General features: G+C 46.6%; 23 protein-coding genes and 2 pseudogenes. 17 read left to right on the forward strand and 8 right to left on the reverse strand.

All coding sequences use genetic code 11. The annotated features are described in order from the left end of the window. Nucleotides 1–270 precede the first annotated feature (270 nt). Nucleotides 271–624 carry a hypothetical protein gene (locus JNUCC22_RS02300; RefSeq protein ID WP_007410203.1) on the forward strand — a complete coding sequence of 118 codons (354 nt, stop codon included), beginning with the start codon at nt 271–273 and terminating at the stop codon, nt 622–624. Nucleotides 625–682: 58 nt separating this feature from the next. Here the strand turns inward: JNUCC22_RS02300 and JNUCC22_RS02305 are convergent. From JNUCC22_RS02305 to JNUCC22_RS02315, 3 genes and pseudogenes are all read right to left on the reverse strand, one after another. Continuing rightward, nucleotides 683–898, reverse strand: a pseudogene (locus JNUCC22_RS02305) (DUF2188 domain-containing protein); the annotation flags it as partial. A gap of 57 nt (nt 899–955) precedes the next feature. Then, nucleotides 956–1,363: a DUF5360 family protein gene (locus tag JNUCC22_RS02310; protein ID WP_007410205.1), complete on the reverse strand. Its 408-nt coding sequence runs from the start codon at nt 1,361–1,363 to the stop codon at nt 956–958. Then, nucleotides 1,360–1,725, reverse strand: a complete 366-nt coding sequence (locus JNUCC22_RS02315) for a DMT family transporter (protein WP_216062101.1) — start codon at nt 1,723–1,725, stop codon at nt 1,360–1,362. Before JNUCC22_RS02315 ends, JNUCC22_RS02310 begins: the two co-directional genes overlap by 4 nt. A gap of 166 nt (nt 1,726–1,891) precedes the next feature. Between JNUCC22_RS02315 and JNUCC22_RS02320 the strand changes: the two genes are divergently transcribed. From JNUCC22_RS02320 to JNUCC22_RS02335, 4 genes and pseudogenes are all read left to right on the forward strand, one after another. Further along, nucleotides 1,892–2,698, forward strand: a complete 807-nt coding sequence (locus tag JNUCC22_RS02320; RefSeq protein ID WP_216062102.1) for an EcsC family protein — start codon at nt 1,892–1,894, stop codon at nt 2,696–2,698. 99 nt (nt 2,699–2,797) lie between these two features. Next, a complete protein-coding gene (gene gsiB, locus JNUCC22_RS02325) occupies nt 2,798–3,169 on the forward strand; it encodes a glucose starvation-inducible protein GsiB (RefSeq protein WP_007609544.1) in 372 nt (123 codons plus the stop codon). A gap of 134 nt (nt 3,170–3,303) precedes the next feature. Next, nucleotides 3,304–3,645, forward strand: a complete 342-nt coding sequence (locus tag JNUCC22_RS02330) for a cupin domain-containing protein (protein ID WP_216062103.1) — start codon at nt 3,304–3,306, stop codon at nt 3,643–3,645. Then, nucleotides 3,639–3,997 (forward strand): annotated as a pseudogene (locus JNUCC22_RS02335) (DUF4937 domain-containing protein). Before JNUCC22_RS02330 ends, JNUCC22_RS02335 begins: the two are co-directional and overlap by 7 nt. Before the next feature lie 36 nt (nt 3,998–4,033). On the opposite strand, the gene JNUCC22_RS02340 reads toward JNUCC22_RS02335, so the two are convergent. Together JNUCC22_RS02340 and JNUCC22_RS02345 are read right to left on the reverse strand one after the other, a co-directional pair. Next, nucleotides 4,034–4,855 carry a manganese catalase gene (locus JNUCC22_RS02340; protein WP_007609558.1) on the reverse strand — a complete coding sequence of 274 codons (822 nt, stop codon included), beginning with the start codon at nt 4,853–4,855 and terminating at the stop codon, nt 4,034–4,036. A gap of 84 nt (nt 4,856–4,939) precedes the next feature. Beyond that, on the reverse strand, nt 4,940–5,992 hold the full coding sequence (locus JNUCC22_RS02345) for a TRAP transporter substrate-binding protein (RefSeq protein ID WP_039062641.1): 1,053 nt from the start codon (nt 5,990–5,992) through the stop codon (nt 4,940–4,942). An 80-nt stretch (nt 5,993–6,072) separates the two neighbouring features. Here JNUCC22_RS02345 and JNUCC22_RS02350 point away from each other — a divergent pair, with 80 nt between their 5' ends. From JNUCC22_RS02350 to JNUCC22_RS02385, 8 genes are all read left to right on the forward strand, one after another. Continuing rightward, entirely contained in the window at nt 6,073–7,695 is a 1,623-nt protein-coding gene (locus JNUCC22_RS02350; protein WP_014416956.1) for a two-component system sensor histidine kinase DctS, read from the forward strand. Beyond that, nucleotides 7,670–8,341, forward strand: a complete 672-nt coding sequence (locus JNUCC22_RS02355) for a response regulator (protein ID WP_042634858.1) — start codon at nt 7,670–7,672, stop codon at nt 8,339–8,341. Before JNUCC22_RS02350 ends, JNUCC22_RS02355 begins: the two co-directional genes overlap by 26 nt. Before the next feature lie 108 nt (nt 8,342–8,449). Beyond that, nucleotides 8,450–9,706: a C4-dicarboxylate transporter DctP gene (gene dctP / locus JNUCC22_RS02360; RefSeq protein ID WP_012116859.1), complete on the forward strand. Its 1,257-nt coding sequence runs from the start codon at nt 8,450–8,452 to the stop codon at nt 9,704–9,706. 185 nt (nt 9,707–9,891) lie between these two features. After that, complete coding sequence (locus tag JNUCC22_RS02365) at nt 9,892–10,941, forward strand: AI-2E family transporter (RefSeq protein WP_007410215.1); 1,050 nt, start codon at nt 9,892–9,894, stop codon at nt 10,939–10,941. A 101-nt stretch (nt 10,942–11,042) separates the two neighbouring features. Further along, complete coding sequence (locus tag JNUCC22_RS02370) at nt 11,043–11,969, forward strand: ABC transporter ATP-binding protein (RefSeq protein WP_012116860.1); 927 nt, start codon at nt 11,043–11,045, stop codon at nt 11,967–11,969. Further along, nucleotides 11,962–12,729: an ABC transporter permease gene (locus JNUCC22_RS02375; RefSeq protein WP_007410217.1), complete on the forward strand. Its 768-nt coding sequence runs from the start codon at nt 11,962–11,964 to the stop codon at nt 12,727–12,729. Before JNUCC22_RS02370 ends, JNUCC22_RS02375 begins: the two co-directional genes overlap by 8 nt. A 94-nt stretch (nt 12,730–12,823) precedes the next feature. Next, nucleotides 12,824–13,159: a hypothetical protein gene (locus tag JNUCC22_RS02380; RefSeq protein ID WP_003156210.1), complete on the forward strand. Its 336-nt coding sequence runs from the start codon at nt 12,824–12,826 to the stop codon at nt 13,157–13,159. Nucleotides 13,160–13,273: 114 nt separating this feature from the next. Further along, complete coding sequence (locus JNUCC22_RS02385; protein ID WP_216062104.1) at nt 13,274–14,419, forward strand: acyl-CoA dehydrogenase family protein; 1,146 nt, start codon at nt 13,274–13,276, stop codon at nt 14,417–14,419. A 26-nt stretch (nt 14,420–14,445) separates the two neighbouring features. On the opposite strand, the gene fbpB is transcribed toward JNUCC22_RS02385, so the two are convergent. Both fbpB and JNUCC22_RS02395 read right to left on the reverse strand, forming a co-directional pair. After that, complete coding sequence (fbpB, locus tag JNUCC22_RS02390) at nt 14,446–14,592, reverse strand: Fur-regulated basic protein FbpB (RefSeq protein WP_003156206.1); 147 nt, start codon at nt 14,590–14,592, stop codon at nt 14,446–14,448. After that, entirely contained in the window at nt 14,579–14,758 is a 180-nt protein-coding gene (locus JNUCC22_RS02395; protein ID WP_003156203.1) for a Fur-regulated basic protein FbpA, read from the reverse strand. Before JNUCC22_RS02395 ends, fbpB begins: the two co-directional genes overlap by 14 nt. 213 nt (nt 14,759–14,971) lie before the next feature. On the opposite strand from JNUCC22_RS02395, the gene JNUCC22_RS02400 reads away from it, so the two are divergent. Further along, entirely contained in the window at nt 14,972–15,865 is an 894-nt protein-coding gene (locus tag JNUCC22_RS02400) for a cation diffusion facilitator family transporter (RefSeq protein ID WP_007410221.1), read from the forward strand. Here the strand turns inward: JNUCC22_RS02400 and JNUCC22_RS02405 are convergent. Continuing rightward, nucleotides 15,862–16,179 carry a thioredoxin family protein gene (locus JNUCC22_RS02405; RefSeq protein ID WP_003156200.1) on the reverse strand — a complete coding sequence of 106 codons (318 nt, stop codon included), beginning with the start codon at nt 16,177–16,179 and terminating at the stop codon, nt 15,862–15,864. The genes JNUCC22_RS02400 and JNUCC22_RS02405 overlap by 4 nt on opposite strands. Before the next feature lie 153 nt (nt 16,180–16,332). On the opposite strand from JNUCC22_RS02405, the gene JNUCC22_RS02410 reads away from it, so the two are divergent. The 3 genes from JNUCC22_RS02410 to cshA all read left to right on the forward strand — a co-directional run bounded on the left by JNUCC22_RS02410 (nt 16,333) and on the right by cshA (nt 20,679). Beyond that, complete coding sequence (locus JNUCC22_RS02410; RefSeq protein ID WP_003156199.1) at nt 16,333–17,418, forward strand: D-alanine--D-alanine ligase; 1,086 nt, start codon at nt 16,333–16,335, stop codon at nt 17,416–17,418. A 76-nt stretch (nt 17,419–17,494) separates the two neighbouring features. Then, on the forward strand, nt 17,495–18,865 hold the full coding sequence (gene murF, locus JNUCC22_RS02415) for a UDP-N-acetylmuramoyl-tripeptide--D-alanyl-D-alanine ligase (RefSeq protein WP_039062646.1): 1,371 nt from the start codon (nt 17,495–17,497) through the stop codon (nt 18,863–18,865). A gap of 329 nt (nt 18,866–19,194) precedes the next feature. Then, nucleotides 19,195–20,679: a degradosome RNA helicase CshA gene (gene cshA, locus JNUCC22_RS02420; RefSeq protein WP_020953895.1), complete on the forward strand. Its 1,485-nt coding sequence runs from the start codon at nt 19,195–19,197 to the stop codon at nt 20,677–20,679. The last annotated feature ends 43 nt before the right edge of the window (nt 20,680–20,722 follow it).

Genomic DNA, 20,722 nt, shown 5'->3' on the forward strand with positions numbered 1-20,722 from the left:
AATGTTTCTTTCCATTGGAAGATAAAACCTTTCTGTACCATTCAAATGACCTCCGGAAAAACTCCGGCCGCTCTGAATAAACGTTTGAATCAACGATATTTCAGTGATTCCAGTCTAATAAACCGCTGTTATCTATCAAAAAAAGAATCGGCATGGTCACTTGCGAAGAAAAGAAGTTGGAGCATTAGACTTATTTCAGTCTCCCGGGCGAAAAAGTATAATAACGTCAGGAAAGCTTTCCGGCCATATGATAAAAGAGGGGGAATTTTCTTGGTACGTCGTTTGTCGATCATTTCTTTAGCCATGATTTTTGCTGTTTCTTTATTCGCTTTTGGCGGCTCTGCATCAGCAGCAGCTTTCAAACCTAAAGCTGAACCGGACGTTTCCATTTTAGCCAGCGGGGGCACAGTCGGTATTTACGGTGCTAATATGCGCTCATGCTCTAAGGTCAGCTGTTCAACGATCACAACATTCTCAAGCGGTAAAAAAATTACTGGTTCTTGGGTAACCGGAGAATATGTTCAAGGCCACTACACCAATTCTAATAAATGGCTGAAAGTCACGTATGCAGGAGCGACAGGCTACGTTTCAGTCACCACGCTATCTTATTATTACGGTTTATAATCAGAAAAACCTCGTTCTCTTGAGAGCGGGGTTTTTCCTTTATTCCGATTCAATTTCCGCGTTTCGTTTCATCATCGTGTTTCATCAGCTGATCGATTTCTTCCTTAGAAGCGTTTTTTTTCCACTCTTTCGCCTGACTTGTCGCAATGGGAATGGCCCGTCCTTCTTCATAACCCTCATCTACCATCGCATTCGCGATTTCGATCGCTTTTTTCTTCACAGGTTCCTCGAGATTCTTCAATGATTGCGGATAATCCTTCATAGACCAAGGCATGTCTATCACTCCTTTATGAAAAGTGTTTCCCGCCTGAAGAAAAAGAAAACCGCCTCATCAAAAAGAATGACAGCTATTTTTACGAGAGACCAGCAATTTCTGAATAAAATATAAAGGATAAAGAAGCAAGTACAGATTGAATGCCCACCACATAAGATCAAAATCACCGATAAATACCCAAAAGGCAATCGCTTGCAGGCCTGAACAAAAGGTCAGCACAAGTGATATTAATGCGAAAGAGCGCCATAACGCATGTTTCCGTTTATAAAGAAACAAGCTGTACAGCCCGGTTATCGAAATGAAAATATCTAAGGGAAAGAATGACCAGTTCCAGGCCATGATCATGGCGTTATCATAATCTTTAAACACCATGTTTTTTGGAATCCACTCAAAAAAAGTAACAATCCAATAAACGATAAATCCAATATCTGTAATGAGGAAGAGAACCTTTAACCCTTTCATCATCTGTTTCTGTCCGTATGAACGTTGATGCCGTTTGATGACGTTTCACTTTCAGAAATAAAGTTTAAGGAAACAACACCGATGATGATCAGAAGAACAGAGACAGCTTTTATGACAGAGAACTGTTCATGAAAGAAAAAAATTCCGATCACGGAAATCAGCACGATCCCCATTCCGGACCAGACCGCATATGCGATGGAGACACTTATATATTTCAAAGTCAAAGTAAGAAAACAAAGGCTGCCGATATAAAACAATAACAATAAAATACTTGGGACAAGTTTTGTAAATCCATTTGATAATTTCATGCTGACCGTACCCAATACTTCAAAAATGATCGCTAAACTTAAATAAATCCATTGCATTCAACATTCTCCTTCAATCGTATTATTCAAAATTATACAATATAGAGAATTTGAAGAAAATTAAACAATGGAATGTTTTCCGGATAAAAAATCCGGCCGGGTGTAAAAAGAAAACGCCATAAAGGTATACTATGAACAAAGAAATCAGAAAGGACGTGCAGGACGGGTGACAGAAGAGCGGACAGACCTGGAAAGACAATTGAGAGACATTCAAAAATGGGAAAAGGCGCAGCAGAGGGTGATGTTCTGGCAAACATTCACCCGCTTGCCGTTTCAGCTTTTGGACAAGCTGACACCGCAATTTATTCAGAGGAAAATCGGACTCATTCTCGATGAAACGGGAACGTTTATTCAGTCAGGCGGACAGTACCTTACATCAGAAAAGCGCATCATGAAAAAGTTTCAAAAACGGCTGCCGCACGGTACATGTCAAACGCTTCACGACATCCGCAATGCGCCGCTTGCCGTCATGGACGAAATCGCAGAAGCCATAGCGCGTACAAGTGTAAAGGCCGCGACGGTGCAGGGAGCCGCAACGGGAGTCGGCGGCGTATTCACGCTGGCGGCAGACATTCCGGCGATGCTCGGCCTGTCCTTAAAGACGCTGCAGGATATCGCGGTTGCTTACGGCTTTGATCCGAAAGACAAAAAAGAACGCGTGTTTATCGTCAAATTGCTCCAGCTTGCATCCAGTGACGTCATCGGAAAAAAAGCGATCCTGCAAGATTTACGGCAATATGATCAAAACGACCGCGCCTATCAGCGCGTCGCCTCGCAAATCCAAGGCTGGCGGGAAGTCGTTTACAGCTACCGCGATACGTTCGCCGCGAAAAAACTGCTGCAAATGGTTCCGGTCGCGGGCATCATCTTCGGCGCGTCCGCCAACCGTTCAGCTTTAGAAAGCATCGCGGAAACAGGCACCATGCTTTATAAAAAACGCCGGATTTTAAAACGCCTGGACGATACAGAATGATAAAAACCACCCGAAAACACATTCAATGTGTTTTCTTTGTTTAGCAGTTCTGAAATCGGGAAACCAACAACCAACACCAATTAAAGGAGGAATTCAAAAATGGCACAAGATAATAACAAAATGAGCAGAGAAGAAGCAGGTAAAAAAGGCGGAGAAGCGACAAGCAATAACCATGACAAAGAATTCTATCAGGAAATTGGTCAAAAAGGCGGAGAAGCAACAAGCAAAAATCACGACAAAGAATTCTATCAGGAAATCGGTGAAAAAGGCGGAGAAGCAACAAGCAAAAATCACGACAAAGAATTCTATCAGGAAATCGGTGAAAAAGGCGGAGAAGCAACAAGCAATAACCATGACAAGGATTTCTATCAAGAAATCGGCCAAAAAGGCGGAGAAGCCACTAGTAAAAATCATGACAAAGATTTTTATAAGGAAATCGGCCAAAAAGGCGGAAACAGACGAAGCAGCTAATAAAAGCATAAAAGGCAGACAATCTGCAGATCAAAAGCGATCCGGCGCATCAGCTGGATCGCTTTTTATTTTGGGAAAATCTTGATCTGAGCCGCCGTTGCGATACAATAAAATGAAAAAGGGGTTTTTCACTCGTGTCTGACATGCTGAATTTGCTCGCTATCGCCAATAAAGTCAAAGAAAAACACGACAATTTTTCAATCGCGGAGATCAATGACCACTGTGTGCGCCTCGCAGTGTTTACGGGAGAATATGACTGGCACCATCACCCTGACTCAGATGAATGGTTCATCGTTCTGGAAGGGGAGCTGCTGATTGATTTTAAGGACAAAGAAACCGCAGTGCTCAAAGCAAATGACAGCCTGCTCATCCCGAAAGGCACGATTCACCGCACCCGCTCATACGTCAGAACCGTGAATCTCTGTGTTGAGCATACGTATGCGAAAACAGTCATCACAGAGGAACGGTCATGCTGATCAAAAAGATTGTATGTGAAACAGACGCTGCAAACGCTGAAGCATTTGCGCAAGCACAGTCAAGGTGGGGAGCATTATCATGTGTAAATGGCTTCGTCAAACAGGCCGGCGGCTGGCGGAAAAACGCAGACGGCCTGTTCATCGCAGAGATCATCAGCTTTGGGAGAACAGACAGGCTTATGATGATTTTATGGAGAACGAACATGACCGTATATACGAAGAAAACGAGCAGAAGGCTGCGATTCTTTCAATAGAAGTGATGCTGTACGAAGAGGATGAACCTTTCATTCATGAGCTGCTGCATCACCCGGACATCCGGTACGAACCGGACTGGACGGTTCAGAAGGCATAATGAAAGCCCAAAACAGTTTGTTTTGGGCTTGTGTCTTTACCCGCGGCCGGGAAGCGTGTTGTGGACATACGGCGGGACGGGATCCAGCTTAGCTATTTCGCCGTGCGCTTTCGGTTCCTTTTCGTATTCAAATGGTTCTCCGTCCGGCGCTGTTTCCTTCAGCCAATTTTGTTCAGCGCTTTCTGCTCCATCTGAGAAATGAATAAGCTTATGGGAGAATGACTGTTTTTCCAGAGCCTTCGGGAATGTGGAAGGAACGATCGGACCTTCCTGTTCTTCTAATTCTTTAATGGCCGCAAGCCATTGGTTTTGATGCATGGTATCGCGGGCCAATAAAAAGCTGAGCATATCTTTCACGCCTTTATCATCGGTCATTTCATACAGGCGTGCGACTTGAAGCCTTCCTTGTGATTCGGCGTTCAGATTGGCGCGGAAGTCTGCCAGAAGGTTTCCGCTTGCGACGATATAGCCTGCGCTCCACGGAACGCCCGTGCTGCTCTCCGGCATTGCGCCGAGTCCTGACACAATTGCATGATGCGGATTCATGCCGCCTAAAATGGACCCGATGACCGGATCATCAGCCGCTTTTTCCTGCTCTGCCAGCGGGGCGTCTTCTAACAGTCTCGCAATCATCGTCGCGATCATTTCGACATGGCCGATTTCTTCCGTCGCGGTATCCATCAGAAGATCCTTATATTTTTCATTACCCCGTGTATTCCATCCTTGGAACAAATATTGCATGGCGACGGATATTTCCCCGTATTGTCCCCCTAAAATTTCCTGCATCTTTTTTGCGAACAGCGGGTCAGGACGATCCGGTTTAGCCGGATGCTGCAGTTTTTTCGTATGTGTAAACATGTCTCCATCTCCTTTTTTTGCTCTGTCCCTATTTACTTCCCCGGCGGGAAAAGGGATGAAACGGAGATGGGCGTATTGGTCCTGCTAAGGCTCGCGGCGCAAGGATAACAAATCCTGCACAAGCCCGCGGCCGATCACCTGTTCATATTGTCCGTAAATCGGGTCGAGGCGTTTCATCCATGTGTTCTTTTCCGCTTTGCTCAGCACATGAATATGAATGGATGAATTCTTCTTTATCTCTTCAAGCTGGTCTTTATTCATTTTCTCAGCGGAGGCTTCGTTCCACTCCGTCGTTTCTCTCATCGCCTCCGTTAAGATGGTTCTCGTTTTTTCTGTCTGCGAATTCCAGAAATGCTCGTCGGTCATCACGGCATAACCGAGGTACCCGTGATTGCTGATTGTCAAATAATGTTGAACATTATAAAATTTTTTAGAATAGATATTTGAAATCGTATTTTCTTCTCCGTCTACAAGATTGCTTTCCAAGAGCTGAAACGTGGAATTAAAGGAATCCTGCCGCGGGCGCGCGCCGAGCAGGCGGTACTGGTCTTCGATCACGCTGCTCGGCATGATCCTGAGCGCCTGTCCTTTCAAATCGTCCGGAGTGAAGATCGGTCCTTTATTTGACGTAAGCTGCTTAAACCCGTTCGTCCAGTACGCCAGTCCTTTCAAATGATGCTTTTCTAATGAAGCGAACAGGCGTGTGCCAATTTTGCCGTTGAGGCCTTCTTGCACGGCTTTATAGTTTGTAAACGCGTACGGCAGATCCAAAACACCCCATTCGGGAGACAGTGATCCGAGCTTTGAGGTGGAGGGAGCGATGAATTGCACGTCCCCGTTTTGGAGGGCGTTTATTTCTTCATTATCCGAATAGAGGCTCCCGTTTGGAAACACCTCTACTTTAATGGTGCCGCCGGACTTTTGATAGACAAGGTCGGCAAACTTATTCGCCGCCCGCCCTTTTGGCGTGTTTTCAGCAACGACATGGCTGAATTTGAAAACGATTTGATCTTTCAGGCCTTCCTGTTCGTCATCATAATACGGTTCTTCCGTTGAGAAACGATCATGAAAGCCGATGAATAAAGCGGTTCCGATACCGAGTACCATCAGGCTGAGACAAGTCAGCAAGCTTTTCATCGAAAACCCCCTCCGCCATTTTCTATAACAAGCATAATCGGGCGGGCCGTTTTCGTAAAGAGACGGAAAGGAAGAGGCCAATGACGAAAAAAAAGCTCACCATCCGCTGGAAAATCACCATACTTTCGTATATCGTCGTGCTTTTTACCTTTTTGATCGTCGGCATCGTGCTGATCGGCAATATTCAGCATACAGAGGAGCGCGAGCTGAAAAAACGGCTGATGAATACCGCGCGGACGGTATCTGAGATGACCGATGTCAAACGCGCCCTCGAGCAGAAAAAACAAAGGGAAGACGTGCGCCATGCGGTCGAAGAAATAAGGATCATCAATGAAGCGGACTACATCGTCGTCATGGATATGGATCATATCCGCTATTCACATCCCGTCAGCACAATGATCGGAAAGCGTTCAAGGGGTGAGGACGAAGCCGCGGCGTTCGCCGAGCACATTTATTTTTCCGAAGCAAAGGGAGAAATCGGCACCGCCGTCCGCGCTTTTTATCCCATCAAAGACCGGGATTTGAATCAGATCGGCGTCGTTCTGGCCGGTAAAACGCTGCCCGGATTCGGTGAAATTCTTCTTCAGCTGAAACATGAAATACTGTTTATCGTTCTGCTGGCGCTCGGGTTCGGACTGGCCGGCTCCTTTTTGCTGGCCCGCCACATCAAAAAACAAATGTTTTGGCTGGAGCCCCATGAGATCGTGAGAATGTATGAGGAACGGACCGCTACGTTTCATTCAATGAATGAGGGCGTCATCGCGATCGATAATCAGCATCACATCACCATTTTTAATGAAAAAGCGAAGCAGATATTCAATGTCAGACAAGAAACAGACGGCAGGCTGATCTGGGACGTGTTAAAAGATTCCCGCCTCCCTGAAATCGTCGAGCGGAACCGAGCCGTATATAATGAAGAAATCCAAGTTAGCGGAAAGGTGATCATGAGCAGCAGAATTCCGATCGTCATGAAAAAGAAGGTCATCGGAGCCGTCGCCATTTTTCAGGACAGGACGGAAGCGGCGAAAATGGCGGAAGAACTGACAGGTGTGAAAAATTTTGTCGATGCGCTCAGAGTCCAAAATCATGAACATATGAACAAGCTTCACACCATCGCGGGACTGATTCAGCTCGGAAAATCAGAAAAAGCGCTCCAGCTTGCTTTTAAGGAATCATCAGAACAAGAAAGCGTCACCGATTTTCTTCATCAGGCCATTCAGAATGACGCTGCGGCGGGACTGCTGTTAAGCAAAATCAAAAGAGGAAAAGAGCTTGGCATTTCTGTGAAAATTGATGAAAACAGCAGTTTCTCGGCATTTCCGGAGCATGTCGACCAGCATGACATTGTCGTCCTGCTCGGCAATTTAATTGAAAATGCGTTCGGCGCATTCGAAACAGCGGACACGGAGGACAAACATATTGACATCAGTATCGAGCAAAATGATGAAGTGCTTGCTATATTAATAGAAGACAACGGAAGCGGGATTTCCGATCAGCACATCCCGCGCCTTTATGACAAAGGGTTTACCGTCAATAAAACGGGAGGAACGGGATACGGCTTGTACCTCGTCAAACAAATCGTCGACAAAGGGATGGGCGTTATTGAAGTCGACACACGGCAGGGACAGGGAACGGCATTTTCTATTTTATTTCCGATGAAGGGGGAGGAATCATTCGATGGACATCAAGGTGCTGCTTATTGAAGATGATCCGATGGTGCAGGAGGTGAATAAAGAATTTATCACCGGTGTTTCAGGGTTCAGCGTCATCGCCACAGCCGCTGACGGAGACGAGGGAATCAGGCTTATAAAAGATCTGCGGCCCGGGCTCGTGGTATTAGACGTATACATGCCGAAAAAAGACGGAATTAAAACGCTCCAGGAAATCAGAAAACAAAAGCTCGAAGTAGACGTCATCATCGTCTCGGCCGCAAAAGACAGAGAAACAATCCAGCTTATGCTGCAAAACGGTGCGGCCGACTATATTTTGAAGCCGTTTAAGCTGGAGCGGATGAGACAGGCGCTCGAAAACTATAAACAATATAAACGGAAAATTGAAGAGCATGACACCATGTCGCAAGAGCAGCTTGACATGCTGCTTAAAATTCCGCAAAATCCGTCCCGGGATCTGCCGAAGGGGTTAAATCATTTTACGATGAATGAAATTTTGACCTATATGAAACAGCAGACGGAGCCGCTTTCAGCTGAAGAAGCCGCCAAAGCGCTCGGAATCGCCAGGGTGACAGCGCGGCGTTATCTTGATTTTCTTGAGAAAGACGGCCAGATTAAGCTCGACATTCAATACGGGGGAGTGGGCCGGCCGGTTAACCGCTACAAATTCGTCCGCTAGCCGAGACCAAAAAGACCAAAATGTCCGTTATGATCATAAGCTTCCCCCCTTCGCTTGAAAACGCTATCATTTTCGTGTAGACGCAGCGAGAGGCAAGGGGGAGTAGGGATGAAAATTTTCAAAAATCTTACGGTGCAGGTCATCACGGCGGTGATCATCGGCGTCATTGTCGGACTCGTATGGCCTGAGGCCGGGAAGCAGATGAAGCCGCTCGGCGATACATTTATCAATGCGGTAAAAATGATTATCGCACCGATCATATTCCTGACGATCGTGCTTGGCATCGCCAAGATGGGAGACATGAAAAAAGTCGGCAAAGTCGGGGGAAAAGCATTTATTTATTTTGAAGTCGTGACAACCATCGCCCTTATTATCGGACTTCTGGTCGTCAATATCATGAAACCCGGTGAGGGGCTTGATTACAGCAAGCTTGAAAAAGGGGATGTCTCTCAGTACACGCAAAACGGGGGACAGGGGATTGACTGGATTGAATTTATCACTCACATCGTTCCGTCAAATATGGTTGACGCTTTCGCAAAAGGCGACATTCTTCAGGTCTTATTCTTTTCTGTTTTATTCGGTGTCGGCCTGGCGGCGCTCGGTGAAAGAGGCAAAAGCATTATTGATTTCTTTGATAAACTGTCGCATGTTTTTTTCAAAATCATCGGCTACATCATGCGCGCGGCGCCGATCGGCGCATTCGGGGCCATGGCCTATACGATCGGACACTTCGGCCTTGATTCCATCAAGCCGCTGGCGAGTCTGATGCTGTCTGTATACGTTACGATGTTCCTGTTTGTATTTGTCGCTTTGAATATCATTTGCAAACTATTCGGTTTCAGCTTGTGGAACTATCTCCGTTTTATTAAAGATGAACTGCTCATCGTTCTCGGCACAAGCTCTTCTGAGTCCGTTCTTCCGCGGATGATGGATAAAATGGAGCGCTACGGCTGTTCCAAATCGGTCGTCGGCCTTGTCATTCCGACGGGATATTCTTTTAACCTGGACGGCACCTCGATTTATCTGTCCATGGCGACGGTTTTTCTGGCGCAGGTGTTCGGCGTTGACCTTACCATCGGCCAGCAGGTTACGATCATTCTCGTGCTGATGCTGACATCAAAAGGCGCGGCGGGCGTAACCGGAAGCGGATTTATCGTGCTCGCCTCCACTTTATCGGCGCTTCAGGTTATTCCGCTGGAGGGGCTGGCGCTGCTCCTCGGCGTCGACCGCTTTATGAGTGAAGGAAGGGCGATCGTCAACCTGATCGGAAACGGAATCGCCACCATCATCGTAGCCAAGAGCGAAAATGAGTTTGACGAAGCGAAAAGCACACAGGCCGTTAAAGAAATGAAAACGGCGGTATAAAAGGAAAGGAACGGCATGCATCGGGCATGCCGTTCTTTTTTTCGGCCGCCATGAGTAAAAAAGATAAATTTGTTTAAATTTATTAGGAGGTGGACAAAGACCTTAGCGTCATTTTGTTATATAATTTACAATTAGAGAGTGAAAGATGAAATCTAAGGGCTTTTTGTCCTAGCAGGAGTGTATAAATGGCGGCTATTTTTAAATTTTTTCAGCATCCGGGTGTCAGACGTTTTTCCGTTTTTCTTGTTTTGACTGGGGTGTTAGTTGTATTCCGAAGTATGATTAATTTGATTTTGCTTACGTTTATTTTTACTTTTCTGATGGATCGGCTGGAGACTGTCATCCGGCACGTGTTGAACCATTTTTTCCGGATCAGCCAGAGGGTGGTCATCACCGTTTTATATATTGCGCTGGCTGTCGGGGCGACTGTCGGAGGCTTTGTCTTTTACCCGATTGTTGCCAAGCAGATTGAACAGCTGATTAAGCAGATCAAGCACATCGCGTATCATCCCGATGTCATTCCGTTTTATGATGAGATATCGAGCGTGTTCGGCGATATCAATATCGGTTCCTATGTAAAAGAAGGTTTTAATGTACTGTATACATACTTGGCCGATATCAGCACTTTCGGTTTGCAGGTCGTGATGTCACTGATTCTCAGCATGTTTTTCCTGTTCGAGAAAAAGCGGCTCACGGAGTTTATGAAAAAATTTCAGCACAGCAAGCTGTCTGTTTTTTACTACGAACTTGCTTATTTCGGCAGCAAGTTTGCGAGAACATTCGGCAAAGTGCTTGAAGCCCAATTTATTATCGCGCTGGTGAACTGTATCCTCACCTTGATCGCATTGGCGATTCTGCATTTTCCGCAGCTGTTCGGCCTGTCAATCATGGTCTTTTTCCTCGGGCTCATTCCCGTGGCGGGTGTGGTGATTTCGCTCATTCCGCTCAGCATCATCGCGTATACGACGGGCGGCGCTGCGTATGTCATCTACATCGTGCTGGTCATTTTCGTCATCCATGCGATTGAGACGTACTTCCTTAATCCGAAACTGATGTCAGCGAAAACGGAACTGCCGATCTTTTTTACCTTTACAGTTCTGATTTTCTCGGAACATTTCTTCGGCATTTGGGGCTTGATTATCGGAATTCCGATTTTTGTGTTCCTGCTTGATATTCTGGATGTCGTCAATAATGAAGAGAAGGAAAAAAACGGACCGGTCCCGGATAAGACATAACGTCGGCTCCGGCTCTTCACGAATATATGACTAATGTTATAATGCAGACAGTGCCTTTGTACGGGCACTGTTTATTTTTTGTGAAAAAGGAGGAAGGCTGTATGACTGAGCCGATTTTACATATTGAAGGCCTTGACAAAACAATAGGCAAAAAGCATATTTTAAAAAACATCAGCATGGATGTCAGGCAGGGCGAGATCATCGGTTTGCTCGGTCCGAACGGGTCGGGAAAAACCACACTTATCCGAATCATCGTCGGTCTTTTAAAGAAAAACAGCGGCACGATTACAATTAACGGCTTTCAGCACGATGCTGATTTCGAAAAAGCGCTTGAATCCGTCGGAGCGATCGTGGAAAATCCTGAATTCTACCCGTACCTGACGGGGTGGGAAAATCTGAAGCACTTTGCCAACATGCACAAAAACATCAAAGAGGACAGGCTTCAGGAAGTCATCGAACGGGTCGGGCTCACCAATGCCGTTCATGACAAAGTTAAAACGTATTCCCTTGGTATGCGTCAGCGTCTCGGGATTGCTCAGGCCATTCTTCACCGTCCGAATCTGCTCATTTTAGATGAACCGACAAACGGGCTTGATCCCGGCGGAATGAAGGATTTCCGCGATCACTTAAAGGAACTCGCGGAGCTTGAAGGGACGAGCATCCTTTTTGCGACGCATTTATTGCGTGAAGTGGAGGACCTTTGCGACCGTGTTATCATCATTCAAAAAGGTGAGATCAAAACAGAGGTTGTTCTGCGCGGCGCTGAGGAAAAAGAAGAAAAAGCCGTCCTCGACATTCAGCCGGCTGACGAAGCATTCGAATGGCTGTCCCAACAGCAATTTGCTCCGGAGAAAAACGGCGGGGGCATTACCGTCACCGTAGCGAAGAAGGACATCCCGGCATTAAACCGTGCGCTCGTCGGACAAGACTTTCTCGTGTATTCCATCATGCCGTATGCGGAATCGCTGGAGGATGAATTCATGAAAGTGACGACGGCGCTTCAAGAGGAGGGGGAGACGAATGTTTAAATTGACAGCGAATGAGCATATGAAACTCTTTAACCGAAAAGTCTCATTAGTGGCGCTGATTCTGATGGCCGTTCTCCAATTTATTATGGCGCTTGTCATTAAACGGCTTGTCATCAGTTCCGGAACGGATGAGAATTTCATCGGCTATATGGCGTACGCGCCCGGGCTGAATATTCTGCTTGAGGCATTAACGATCGTGATCGCGGCAACGATCATTTCCGCTGAATTTGATAAGAAAACGATCAAATTTTTGTTAATCCGCCCGGTAAAGCGGGAGCGGATTTTTGTATCTAAACTCATTACCGTATTTTTGGTCAGCTTGTACCTGTATGCGGCGTACTATATTCTGTCTCTGCTGTTCGGTATGGCTTTCTTCGGCGTGTCGGTGACATCTGAATCAGGGACGCTTCTTATGAACACCCTGAAAGTAATCGGCACGAACTGGGTCGAGGCGTTTGCGATGGCATGCTTTGGCTTGTTGTGTTCTTCTGTATTCCGAAACAGCGCAACGGCCGTCATTTTGTCATTTATCGTGCTGTACGGCGCAAAATCACTCGTGACGATTATGTCGCTCTTCCAAAACAAATGGGGAAGTTTTCTGCTGTTCGCAAATACTGACCTGACGCAATATATGAGCGGGGCGAAGCCGCTGTTTGCGGGAATGACGCCGTTATTTTCCGCAGGCATTATCATTATCCATATCGTATTCTTCTTAGCCGTCGCTTGGTGGAGCTTTTGCAAACGCGATGTTCGGGTATAAAGTAAAGGAATGACATTTTTGTGAAAAAGATCACGATAAATCAATAATTTATGCTATTTTGATTTATAATAAAGGTAATGACGGAGGTGCTCACTTGAGAAATTTTATTACCGCATTACCGATTGTGTTATTGCTTGGTTTTTCCTTTGTGTCATTCATGTTTCAATTCGAACATCTTGTTTATTTCAGGCTTGCGCTGGGTTTGTTTTCTACAGTGGGGCTGTTTCTCTTATATAAAATGAAGACGGGATTCCGTTATTTCATCATCTACCTGTATGCAAGCTGGATCGTGCTTGCGGCGGTTACCGCGTTTGAAGAGCCGATTTTTTCAAGCTTTTTCTTTGGCGGGCTTGTGATGACGATGGGTTATCTCACATATATGCTGATTTATCTCGGGCTCAAGCAGGACCGCGGCCCGGAAGCAGTCTGAACGCGCTATTCTATGGAATAGCGTGTTTTTTTGTACAGCCTTACAGTTGCGAAACGAGACTTGAATCTCTATAATACTTATTAACTTTATCGGAATTATAATGGGGGGATTCCAGTGTCTTTATGGATACAGAATGAACGGCAGCGGGAATGGATGGAAAAAATCGGCCTGCTTGCAGACGAATTTCAAAAAACAGCCGCGCTTGATGATGAGGCGGGCCGTTTTCCCGCGGAGAAAATTCAAAGACTGCGCGACGCGGGATATACGGCGTTAACGGTACCTGAGGCCTTCGGCGGTGCAGGCATTTCCGTTTATGAGATGGTGCTGTTTCAGGAACGGCTGGCGCGGGGAGACGCGGCCGTCGCTCTCGGAATCGGCTGGCATTTATCCGTCATGGGTGAGCTCGGAGAAGGAAACAGCTGGGATGAAGGTGTCTTTTCATTTATCACAAAAGAGGTGAAAAAGGGAGCCGTCCTGAACAGGGCAGCGACGGAACGGCAGACCGGCAGTCCGACGAGGGGAGGAAGACCCGGCACTTCCGCTGTCAAAAAAGACGGAAAATGGGTGCTGAACGGCCGAAAAACCTTTACAACCCTTTCACTGACTTTGGATTATATGCTTGTGACGGCATGGATTGAAGAAAAACAAACGACCGGTGTTTTTCTCATTCATAAAGATCAGGCAGGCGTTTCAGTCGAAGAAACATGGGATATGATTGCCATGAAGGCGACCGGAAGCCATGATCTCCTTTTAGATCATGTCACGGTCAGTGACGAGCGGCTTGTGGAGCTTATCAGCGGGCCGAGAGCGGCGAAAGTGAATGGCTGGCTGCTTCACATTCCCGCTGCTTATCTGGGCATCGCTCAAGCGGCAAGGGACTATGCCGTCCGGTTTGCATCTGAATATTCGCCGAACAGCCTGAACGGACCGATTAAAGACGTGCCGGCCGTTCAGCAGCGTGTCGGGGAAATGGAGCTTGAATTGTTAAAAGCGAGACAGTTTCTCTTCACGGCGGCGCAAATGTATGATGATCCGAAACGCCGCCCTTTCATCAAAAGCGAGCTCGGCGCGACAAAACATATTGTGACAAATGCCGTCCTTTCTGTTGTTGACAAAGCAATGAGAATCACCGGCGCAAAAAGCCTGGAGCGAAATAATCCGCTTCAGCGGTATTATCGGGATGCCCGGGCCGGCCTTCACAATCCGCCGATGGACGATGCGGTCATCGGCAAATTAGCGGCGGAAGCCTTTGAGCAATAAAAAAAAGAGCCTGAAAAAGGCTCTTTTTATGTATGGCTGTTGTGCCGGAGCAGTTTTTGATGCTTGCGGTCAATTCTGTCATAGATCACATTCATCAGCTTTTGATTATTCATAATGGCCGCCTTGTTTTCTTTTATCAGCTGTTCGTATGTTTTTATTTTACGTTTCGCCATGAGCCCGCACCTTCCTTACATATTTGTATTCGCTTTCTAATTCTCCGAGCGATAATTCATATAAATGCCGTTCCGACTTTTTGTATATTCCGTTATTGATCAGCAAATGGATCAGATGTTTTTTTCGTCCTTCAACTGATGATCTGAGCTGAGGAGAAGACCTCATGATTACCCTCCTAATCAATTGATATTGAGAATCATTATCAGTTAATGAAAGTATACAATGGACATATTCATATGTAAAGGAAAAACACCGCCAATTTTTCGACAAATAGTTTCCCGGGGAATAATGCTGTCGAATATTGCATTTGGTCAGATCAAAGCTGCTATTTTTCCGCTTTTCCATCCATACTATGAATGAGAATGGAGGAGTCCTTACATGAATGATCAAACGGCAAACTTAAAACGGGGCGAAAAAGGCGCGATTCTTAATATCGCCGCGTACCTCATCCTTGCCGCCGTCAAACTGGTAATCGGTCTTATTTATCATTCCGAAGCGCTCAGAGCGGACGGGTTAAATAATGCCACGGATATTGTCGCATCACTGGCTGTGCTGATCGGGCTCCGGATTTCCCAGCGCCCCGCGGACAGTGATCATGCCTACGGACATTATCGGGCTGAAACAATTTCTTCATTAATTGCGTCTTTTATTATGATGGCGGTCGGTATTGAAGTGCTGATCGGAGGAGCAAAGGCGATTGTCAGCGGAACGGAGGCCGAGCCGAGCTTCATTGCGGCATGGACGGCGCTCGGAAGCGCGATTGTCATGTACGGCATGTATGTATATAACAGCCGTCTTGCGGATCGGGTTAAAAGTTCTGCGCTTCATGCGGCGGCGAAAGACAGCCGTTCTGACGCCTATGTCAGTATTGGGGCGTTTATAGGCGTCTTAACGGCCCGGCTTCATCTGCCGTGGATTGATCCGGTCATTGCTTTTCTGATCGGAATTATCATCTGTAAGACGGCATGGGACATCTTCAAAGATGCTTCCCACTCATTAACGGACGGGTTTGATCTGAAAGATTTGGAGCCGTATAAACACACAGTGAAAGAAATAAAAGAGGTCAGCAGGCTGAAGGATGTGAAAGCAAGGTATTTAGGGAGCACGGTTCATGTGGAAATGGTCATTACGGTAGATCCGGGGCTGTCTGTGAAAGAAGGCCATGAAGTAGCCGATGAGGTCGAATATGCAATAAAACATGAACATGATGTGACTCATGTCCATGTTCATGTAGAGCCTGAAGTCATAAACAAAGATCGTGAAACGAATTAAATATGCTGTGATAAAAACTCTGTGACTTCTTCGGGCGTTTTCGCGTTTGCGCTGTGAAGATGCGCTTTCTTTTCGCCGTTTTTAAAGATCAGGAGGCTCGGTATGCCCATTACCTGATATTTGTCGGCAAGCTCAGGGAGCTCGTCTCTGTTCAATTCATACCAATCATTTTGATTATATTCTTCCAAAATATCGCCGATGAACATATTCATGCGCGTGCAGTCAGGGCACCAGTCAGCGAAAAATTTCACGATGATTTCCTTGTCGGATTGAATAAGTTCATTAAATTGTTCTGTTGTACTGATTTTTTTCATATGACACATCTCCTTTTCCATGCCATTTTAATATAAAATAAAAAGGAATTACATACAAATGCTTTCATATTCAGAATGCCCAAAAATAATTAGATCATTTTCTGAGGAAAGTGATAAGATAGTAAAGATGAATTGTTGTGGGGGGAATATCCATTGAAAACAAGTCTAGGATTGGTGTACGGCGGAAAGTCAGCCGAACACAATGTATCGCTGCAGACAGCATTAGCTGTAACAAAAGCGCTTAATACTGAGAAGTTTGATATACATCCGATTTACATCACTGAAAAAGGAGAATGGCAAAGAGGCCCGCTGCTGACTGAGCCGGTTTCCAACGTGAAAATGCTTCAGCTGGAACAAAACGGTGAAAGTTTCGCTCTATCAGCATTGAACCGGGAAATGTTTCCTGAAGCGTCGCCTGACGAAAAGGCGCCGATCGATGTCGTATTTCCGCTTCTCCACGGACCGAACGGTGAAGACGGCACCATTCAGGGTCTGCTGGAATTGCTGAACGTTCCTTATGTCGGCAACGGGGTGCTTGCATCATCAGCCGGCATGGATAAAGTCATCATGAAGCATTTGTTCGCTCAAGCGGGGCTTCCGCAGGCGAAGTACGCCGCTTTCTTAAAAAAGGACTGGAAACAGACGCCGGACAGCTGCTTACAGCAGGTTGAAGAAGAACTGGGATATCCGTGCTTCGTCAAACCGGCGAACCTCGGATCAAGCGTCGGAATCAGCAAATGCCGAAACCGTGAAGAGCTTGAAAAAGCCTTCGAACTGGCTTTTGAGTATGACCGGAAAATTGTGGTGGAAGAAGGAATCGCCGGCAGAGAAATCGAAATCGGCGTACTCGGAAATGACGAACCGAAATGCTCCGCCGTCGGTGAAATCGCGCCGAAAACCGACTTTTACGATTACAAAGCGAAATATGAAGACGGCGACACGGATTTAATGATTCCCGCGCAAGTGACGGATGAACAATATGCGGAAATCAGCGAAATGGCGATTAAAGCCTTCAAAGCGATTGACGGATCAGGCCTTGTCCGCGCCGATTTCTTCCTGACCAATGACGGTCAAGTGCTCATTAACGAAGTGAACACAATGCCGGGCTTTACGCCATTCAGCATGTTCCCGCTGCTTTGGAAAGAAGCAGGCGTAGATTACAGTGATCTGATCGAACAGCTGGTTGAGCTGGCAAAAGAACGCCATGCCGAAAAACAGCTGATTAAACATACATTTTAATGAAGACGGACACTGCCTGAAGGGGCAGTGTCTTTTCCCGTAACAGACAACATTTTCAGAAAGCGAGGTGCCACCTTTGATAAAGCGAACTGTAAAACGAATCGCAGACATGGTCAAAGGCACACTGACAAATCCCGAATTTGAACAAACAATGATTGAGGGCGCCGCAACCGATACGCGGACTTTGGAAAAAAATCAGCTGTTCATTCCTTTAAAAGGCGAGCATTTTAACGGCCACACCTTTGTGCCGCAAGCATTCGAAAAAGGCGTTTCCGCGGTATTGTGGGACCGCTCTGAACCGAATCCGCCGGAAGAGCGTGCTGTCATCCTGGTCGATGACACGCTGGAGGCGCTGCAAACATTGGCAAAAGCTTATTTGAAAGAGCTCGGCACAAGGGTTATCGGGGTGACCGGGAGCAACGGAAAAACGACAACGAAAGACATGCTTCACGCCGTTCTCGGCACGCAGTACCGCGTTCACAAAACCGCCGGCAATTTCAACAATCATATCGGCCTGCCGCTGACCGTGCTTGCCATGCCTGAAGATACAGAAATCGCCGTTTTAGAAATGGGAATGAGCGCGAGAGGCGAAATTGATTTTCTGAGCCGTCTTGCTGAACCGGAAGCGGCCGTCATTACCAATATCGGCGAATCCCATATGCAGGATTTAGGCTCAAGAGAAGGAATTGCGGAGGCGAAACTTGAAATTATAAACGGACTTCGGGAAGACGGCGTTCTGTTTTATTTCGGGGATGAGCCGCTGCTTCGCGAAAAGACGTACACTTGCCGGACAACGACATACGGCGCAGGCGCGGACAATGATCTCCGCCTGAAAGAAATAAAACAGGCGGAAGAAGGCACGTACTTCAATATCGACGGAATCGACCGTTCTTTCTTTATTCCGGTTCTCGGCAGACATAATGTGATGAATGCCATGGCTGCATACGCCGCCGGCATCTATTTCGGCATTACGCCGGAAAATGCCGCTCTGGGACTGAGCCGCCTGAAGGTGACGGGGATGAGATTGGAACTGGTCAAAACGGAAAACGGCATCTCGATCGTAAACGACGCGTATAATGCGAGCCCGACGTCAATGAAAGCGGCGGTCGAATTAATCGAAACGATGAAAGGCTATCGGAAGAAAATGCTCGTGCTCGGTGATATGCTTGAACTCGGGGATAATGAAAAAGCATTCCACGAAGAATGCGGGGCCGCGATCAATCCGGCGGAAATCGATCATGTATTTACTTACGGCACACTCGGCGCATTCATCGCTGACGGAGCGCGCCGGCATTTTGAAGAAGGGCGCGTCAGCCATTATCTTGACAAAAAAGAACTGCTTCACGCGATACAGAAAAGTGCCGCTTCCGGCGATCTCCTGCTGTTTAAAGCATCAAGAGGTATGAAGCTCGAAGAAATCGTTAAAGATTTATTAGAGAAGAACTGAAAAAATACCGATCAGCATTATAAAATTATCAAAAATGAAGAAACTAATTCAGGGTGAAATAATTCTGTCCGTATGAAAAAGAAATCCCGCCGGCTGGGAAAACCCGCACGGTGCGGGGGCCGGCATCATTCGCGGGAAGAATCCGGTCAGGCCGCTTCCGGCCGCCTGACCATCTCGCCTTATTGAAAAACACATACTGTAATGGTAAGATTAAACGTAAAGTAATTCGGGCTTTGTATACGTACGATCCTGTCTTTTGAATGAAAGGACAGTTTTTAGTGGTAAATCACGACATTACTGAAACAGCAATTAGAAGGAGTTTGAATAATTTGACTATAACGTTTCAAGATTTTCAATTAAGTTCTGATCTCATGAAGGCAATTAATCGTATGGGATTTGAAGAAGCAACGCCGATTCAGGCACAAACGATTCCGCTCGGACTTTCAAATAAAGACGTCATCGGACAAGCGCAAACAGGTACAGGTAAAACAGCTGCGTTTGGTATACCCCTTGTTGAAAAAATGAACCCCGAGTCTCCTAATATTCAAGCAATCGTAATCGCGCCAACCCGTGAATTAGCCATTCAAGTATCTGAAGAGTTATATAAAATCGGACAAGATAAGCGTGCGAAAGTACTGCCTATTTATGGCGGACAGGATATCGGACGTCAGATCCGCGCATTAAAGAAAAACCCGCATATCATCGTAGGTACGCCGGGGCGTCTTCTTGACCATATCAACCGCCGCACGATCCGTTTAAACAACGTGAATACGGTTGTTATGGATGAGGCTGATGAAATGCTGAACATGGGATTCATTGATGATATTGAATCCATTCTCTCAAACGTGCCGAGCGAGCACCAAACGCTCTTATTCTCAGCAACAATGCCTGCGCCGATCAAACGGATCGCAGAGCGTTTCATGACTGAGCCGGAACACGTAAAAGTAAAAGCGAAAGAAATGACTGTGTCCAACATTCAGCAGTTCTACTTGGAAGTGCAGGAGCGCAAAAAATTCGATACCCTGACTCGTCTTCTTGACATTCAGTCTCCGGAACTTGCGATCGTATTCGGACGTACGAAACGCCGTGTCGATGAGCTTGCTGAAGCCCTGAACCTTCGCGGATATGCGGCTGAAGGAATTCACGGCGACTTAACGCAGGCGAAACGTATGGTTGCGCTTCGTAAATTTAAAGAAGGTGCGATCGAAGTGCTTGTAGCGACTGACGTTGCCGCCCGCGGACTTGATATCTCAGGCGTTACCCACGTTTACAACTTTGACGTGCCTCAAGATCCTGAAAGCTACGTTCACCGTATCGGAAGAACGGGCCGTGCAGGAAAAACGGGTATGGCGATGACGTTTATCACACCGCGTGAGAAAAGCATGCTTCGCGCGATTGAACAAACGACAAAACGCAAAATGGACCGTATGAAAGAGCCGACGCTTGACGAAGCATTAGAAGGACAGCAGCAGGTGACGGTTGACCGTCTGCGCACGGCGATCAGCGAAAACAACCTGAACTTCTACATGACGGCAGCTGCGGAATTGTTAGAAGATCATGATGCAGTGACAGTTGTGGCTGCAGCCATTAAAATGGCGACAAAAGAGCCGGACAGCACGCCTGTACGCCTCACTGATGAAGCGCCGATGGTCAGCAAACGCTATAAAAACCAGCGTACTTCTAAGCGCAGAGACGGCCAAGGCGGCGGCTACCGCGGCGGCAAAGGGAAAAACAACAACCGTTCTTCCTACGATAAAAAACGCTCAAGCGACCGCCGTTCTTCAGGTGACAGACGCCAGAAAAAATCATACTAAAACACAGGAAGCGGACCCTTTTACGGGGTCCGCTTTTTTTGAT

The organism is Bacillus sp. JNUCC-22, from assembly GCF_018861275.1.
Taxonomy (GTDB): Bacteria; Bacillota; Bacilli; order Bacillales; family Bacillaceae; genus Bacillus; species Bacillus velezensis.

What these genes read in the sequence shown, in the direction of transcription:
- JNUCC22_RS02310 (WP_007410205.1), bottom strand. Translation starts at nt 1,363, where the DNA reads ATGATGAAAGGGTTAAAGGTTCTCTTCCTCATTACAGATATTGGATTT.
- JNUCC22_RS02315 (WP_216062101.1), bottom strand. Translation starts at nt 1,725, where the DNA reads ATGCAATGGATTTATTTAAGTTTAGCGATCATTTTTGAAGTATTGGGT.
- gsiB (WP_007609544.1), top strand. Translation starts at nt 2,798, where the DNA reads ATGGCACAAGATAATAACAAAATGAGCAGAGAAGAAGCAGGTAAAAAA.
- JNUCC22_RS02340 (WP_007609558.1), bottom strand. Translation starts at nt 4,855, where the DNA reads ATGTTTACACATACGAAAAAACTGCAGCATCCGGCTAAACCGGATCGT.
- JNUCC22_RS02345 (WP_039062641.1), bottom strand. Translation starts at nt 5,992, where the DNA reads ATGAAAAGCTTGCTGACTTGTCTCAGCCTGATGGTACTCGGTATCGGA.
- JNUCC22_RS02350 (WP_014416956.1), top strand. Translation starts at nt 6,073, where the DNA reads ATGACGAAAAAAAAGCTCACCATCCGCTGGAAAATCACCATACTTTCG.
- JNUCC22_RS02355 (WP_042634858.1), top strand. Translation starts at nt 7,670, where the DNA reads ATGGACATCAAGGTGCTGCTTATTGAAGATGATCCGATGGTGCAGGAG.
- dctP (WP_012116859.1), top strand. Translation starts at nt 8,450, where the DNA reads ATGAAAATTTTCAAAAATCTTACGGTGCAGGTCATCACGGCGGTGATC.
- JNUCC22_RS02365 (WP_007410215.1), top strand. Translation starts at nt 9,892, where the DNA reads ATGGCGGCTATTTTTAAATTTTTTCAGCATCCGGGTGTCAGACGTTTT.
- JNUCC22_RS02370 (WP_012116860.1), top strand. Translation starts at nt 11,043, where the DNA reads ATGACTGAGCCGATTTTACATATTGAAGGCCTTGACAAAACAATAGGC.
- JNUCC22_RS02375 (WP_007410217.1), top strand. Translation starts at nt 11,962, where the DNA reads ATGTTTAAATTGACAGCGAATGAGCATATGAAACTCTTTAACCGAAAA.
- fbpB (WP_003156206.1), bottom strand. Translation starts at nt 14,592, where the DNA reads ATGGCGAAACGTAAAATAAAAACATACGAACAGCTGATAAAAGAAAAC.
- JNUCC22_RS02395 (WP_003156203.1), bottom strand. Translation starts at nt 14,758, where the DNA reads ATGAGGTCTTCTCCTCAGCTCAGATCATCAGTTGAAGGACGAAAAAAA.
- JNUCC22_RS02400 (WP_007410221.1), top strand. Translation starts at nt 14,972, where the DNA reads ATGAATGATCAAACGGCAAACTTAAAACGGGGCGAAAAAGGCGCGATT.
- JNUCC22_RS02405 (WP_003156200.1), bottom strand. Translation starts at nt 16,179, where the DNA reads ATGAAAAAAATCAGTACAACAGAACAATTTAATGAACTTATTCAATCC.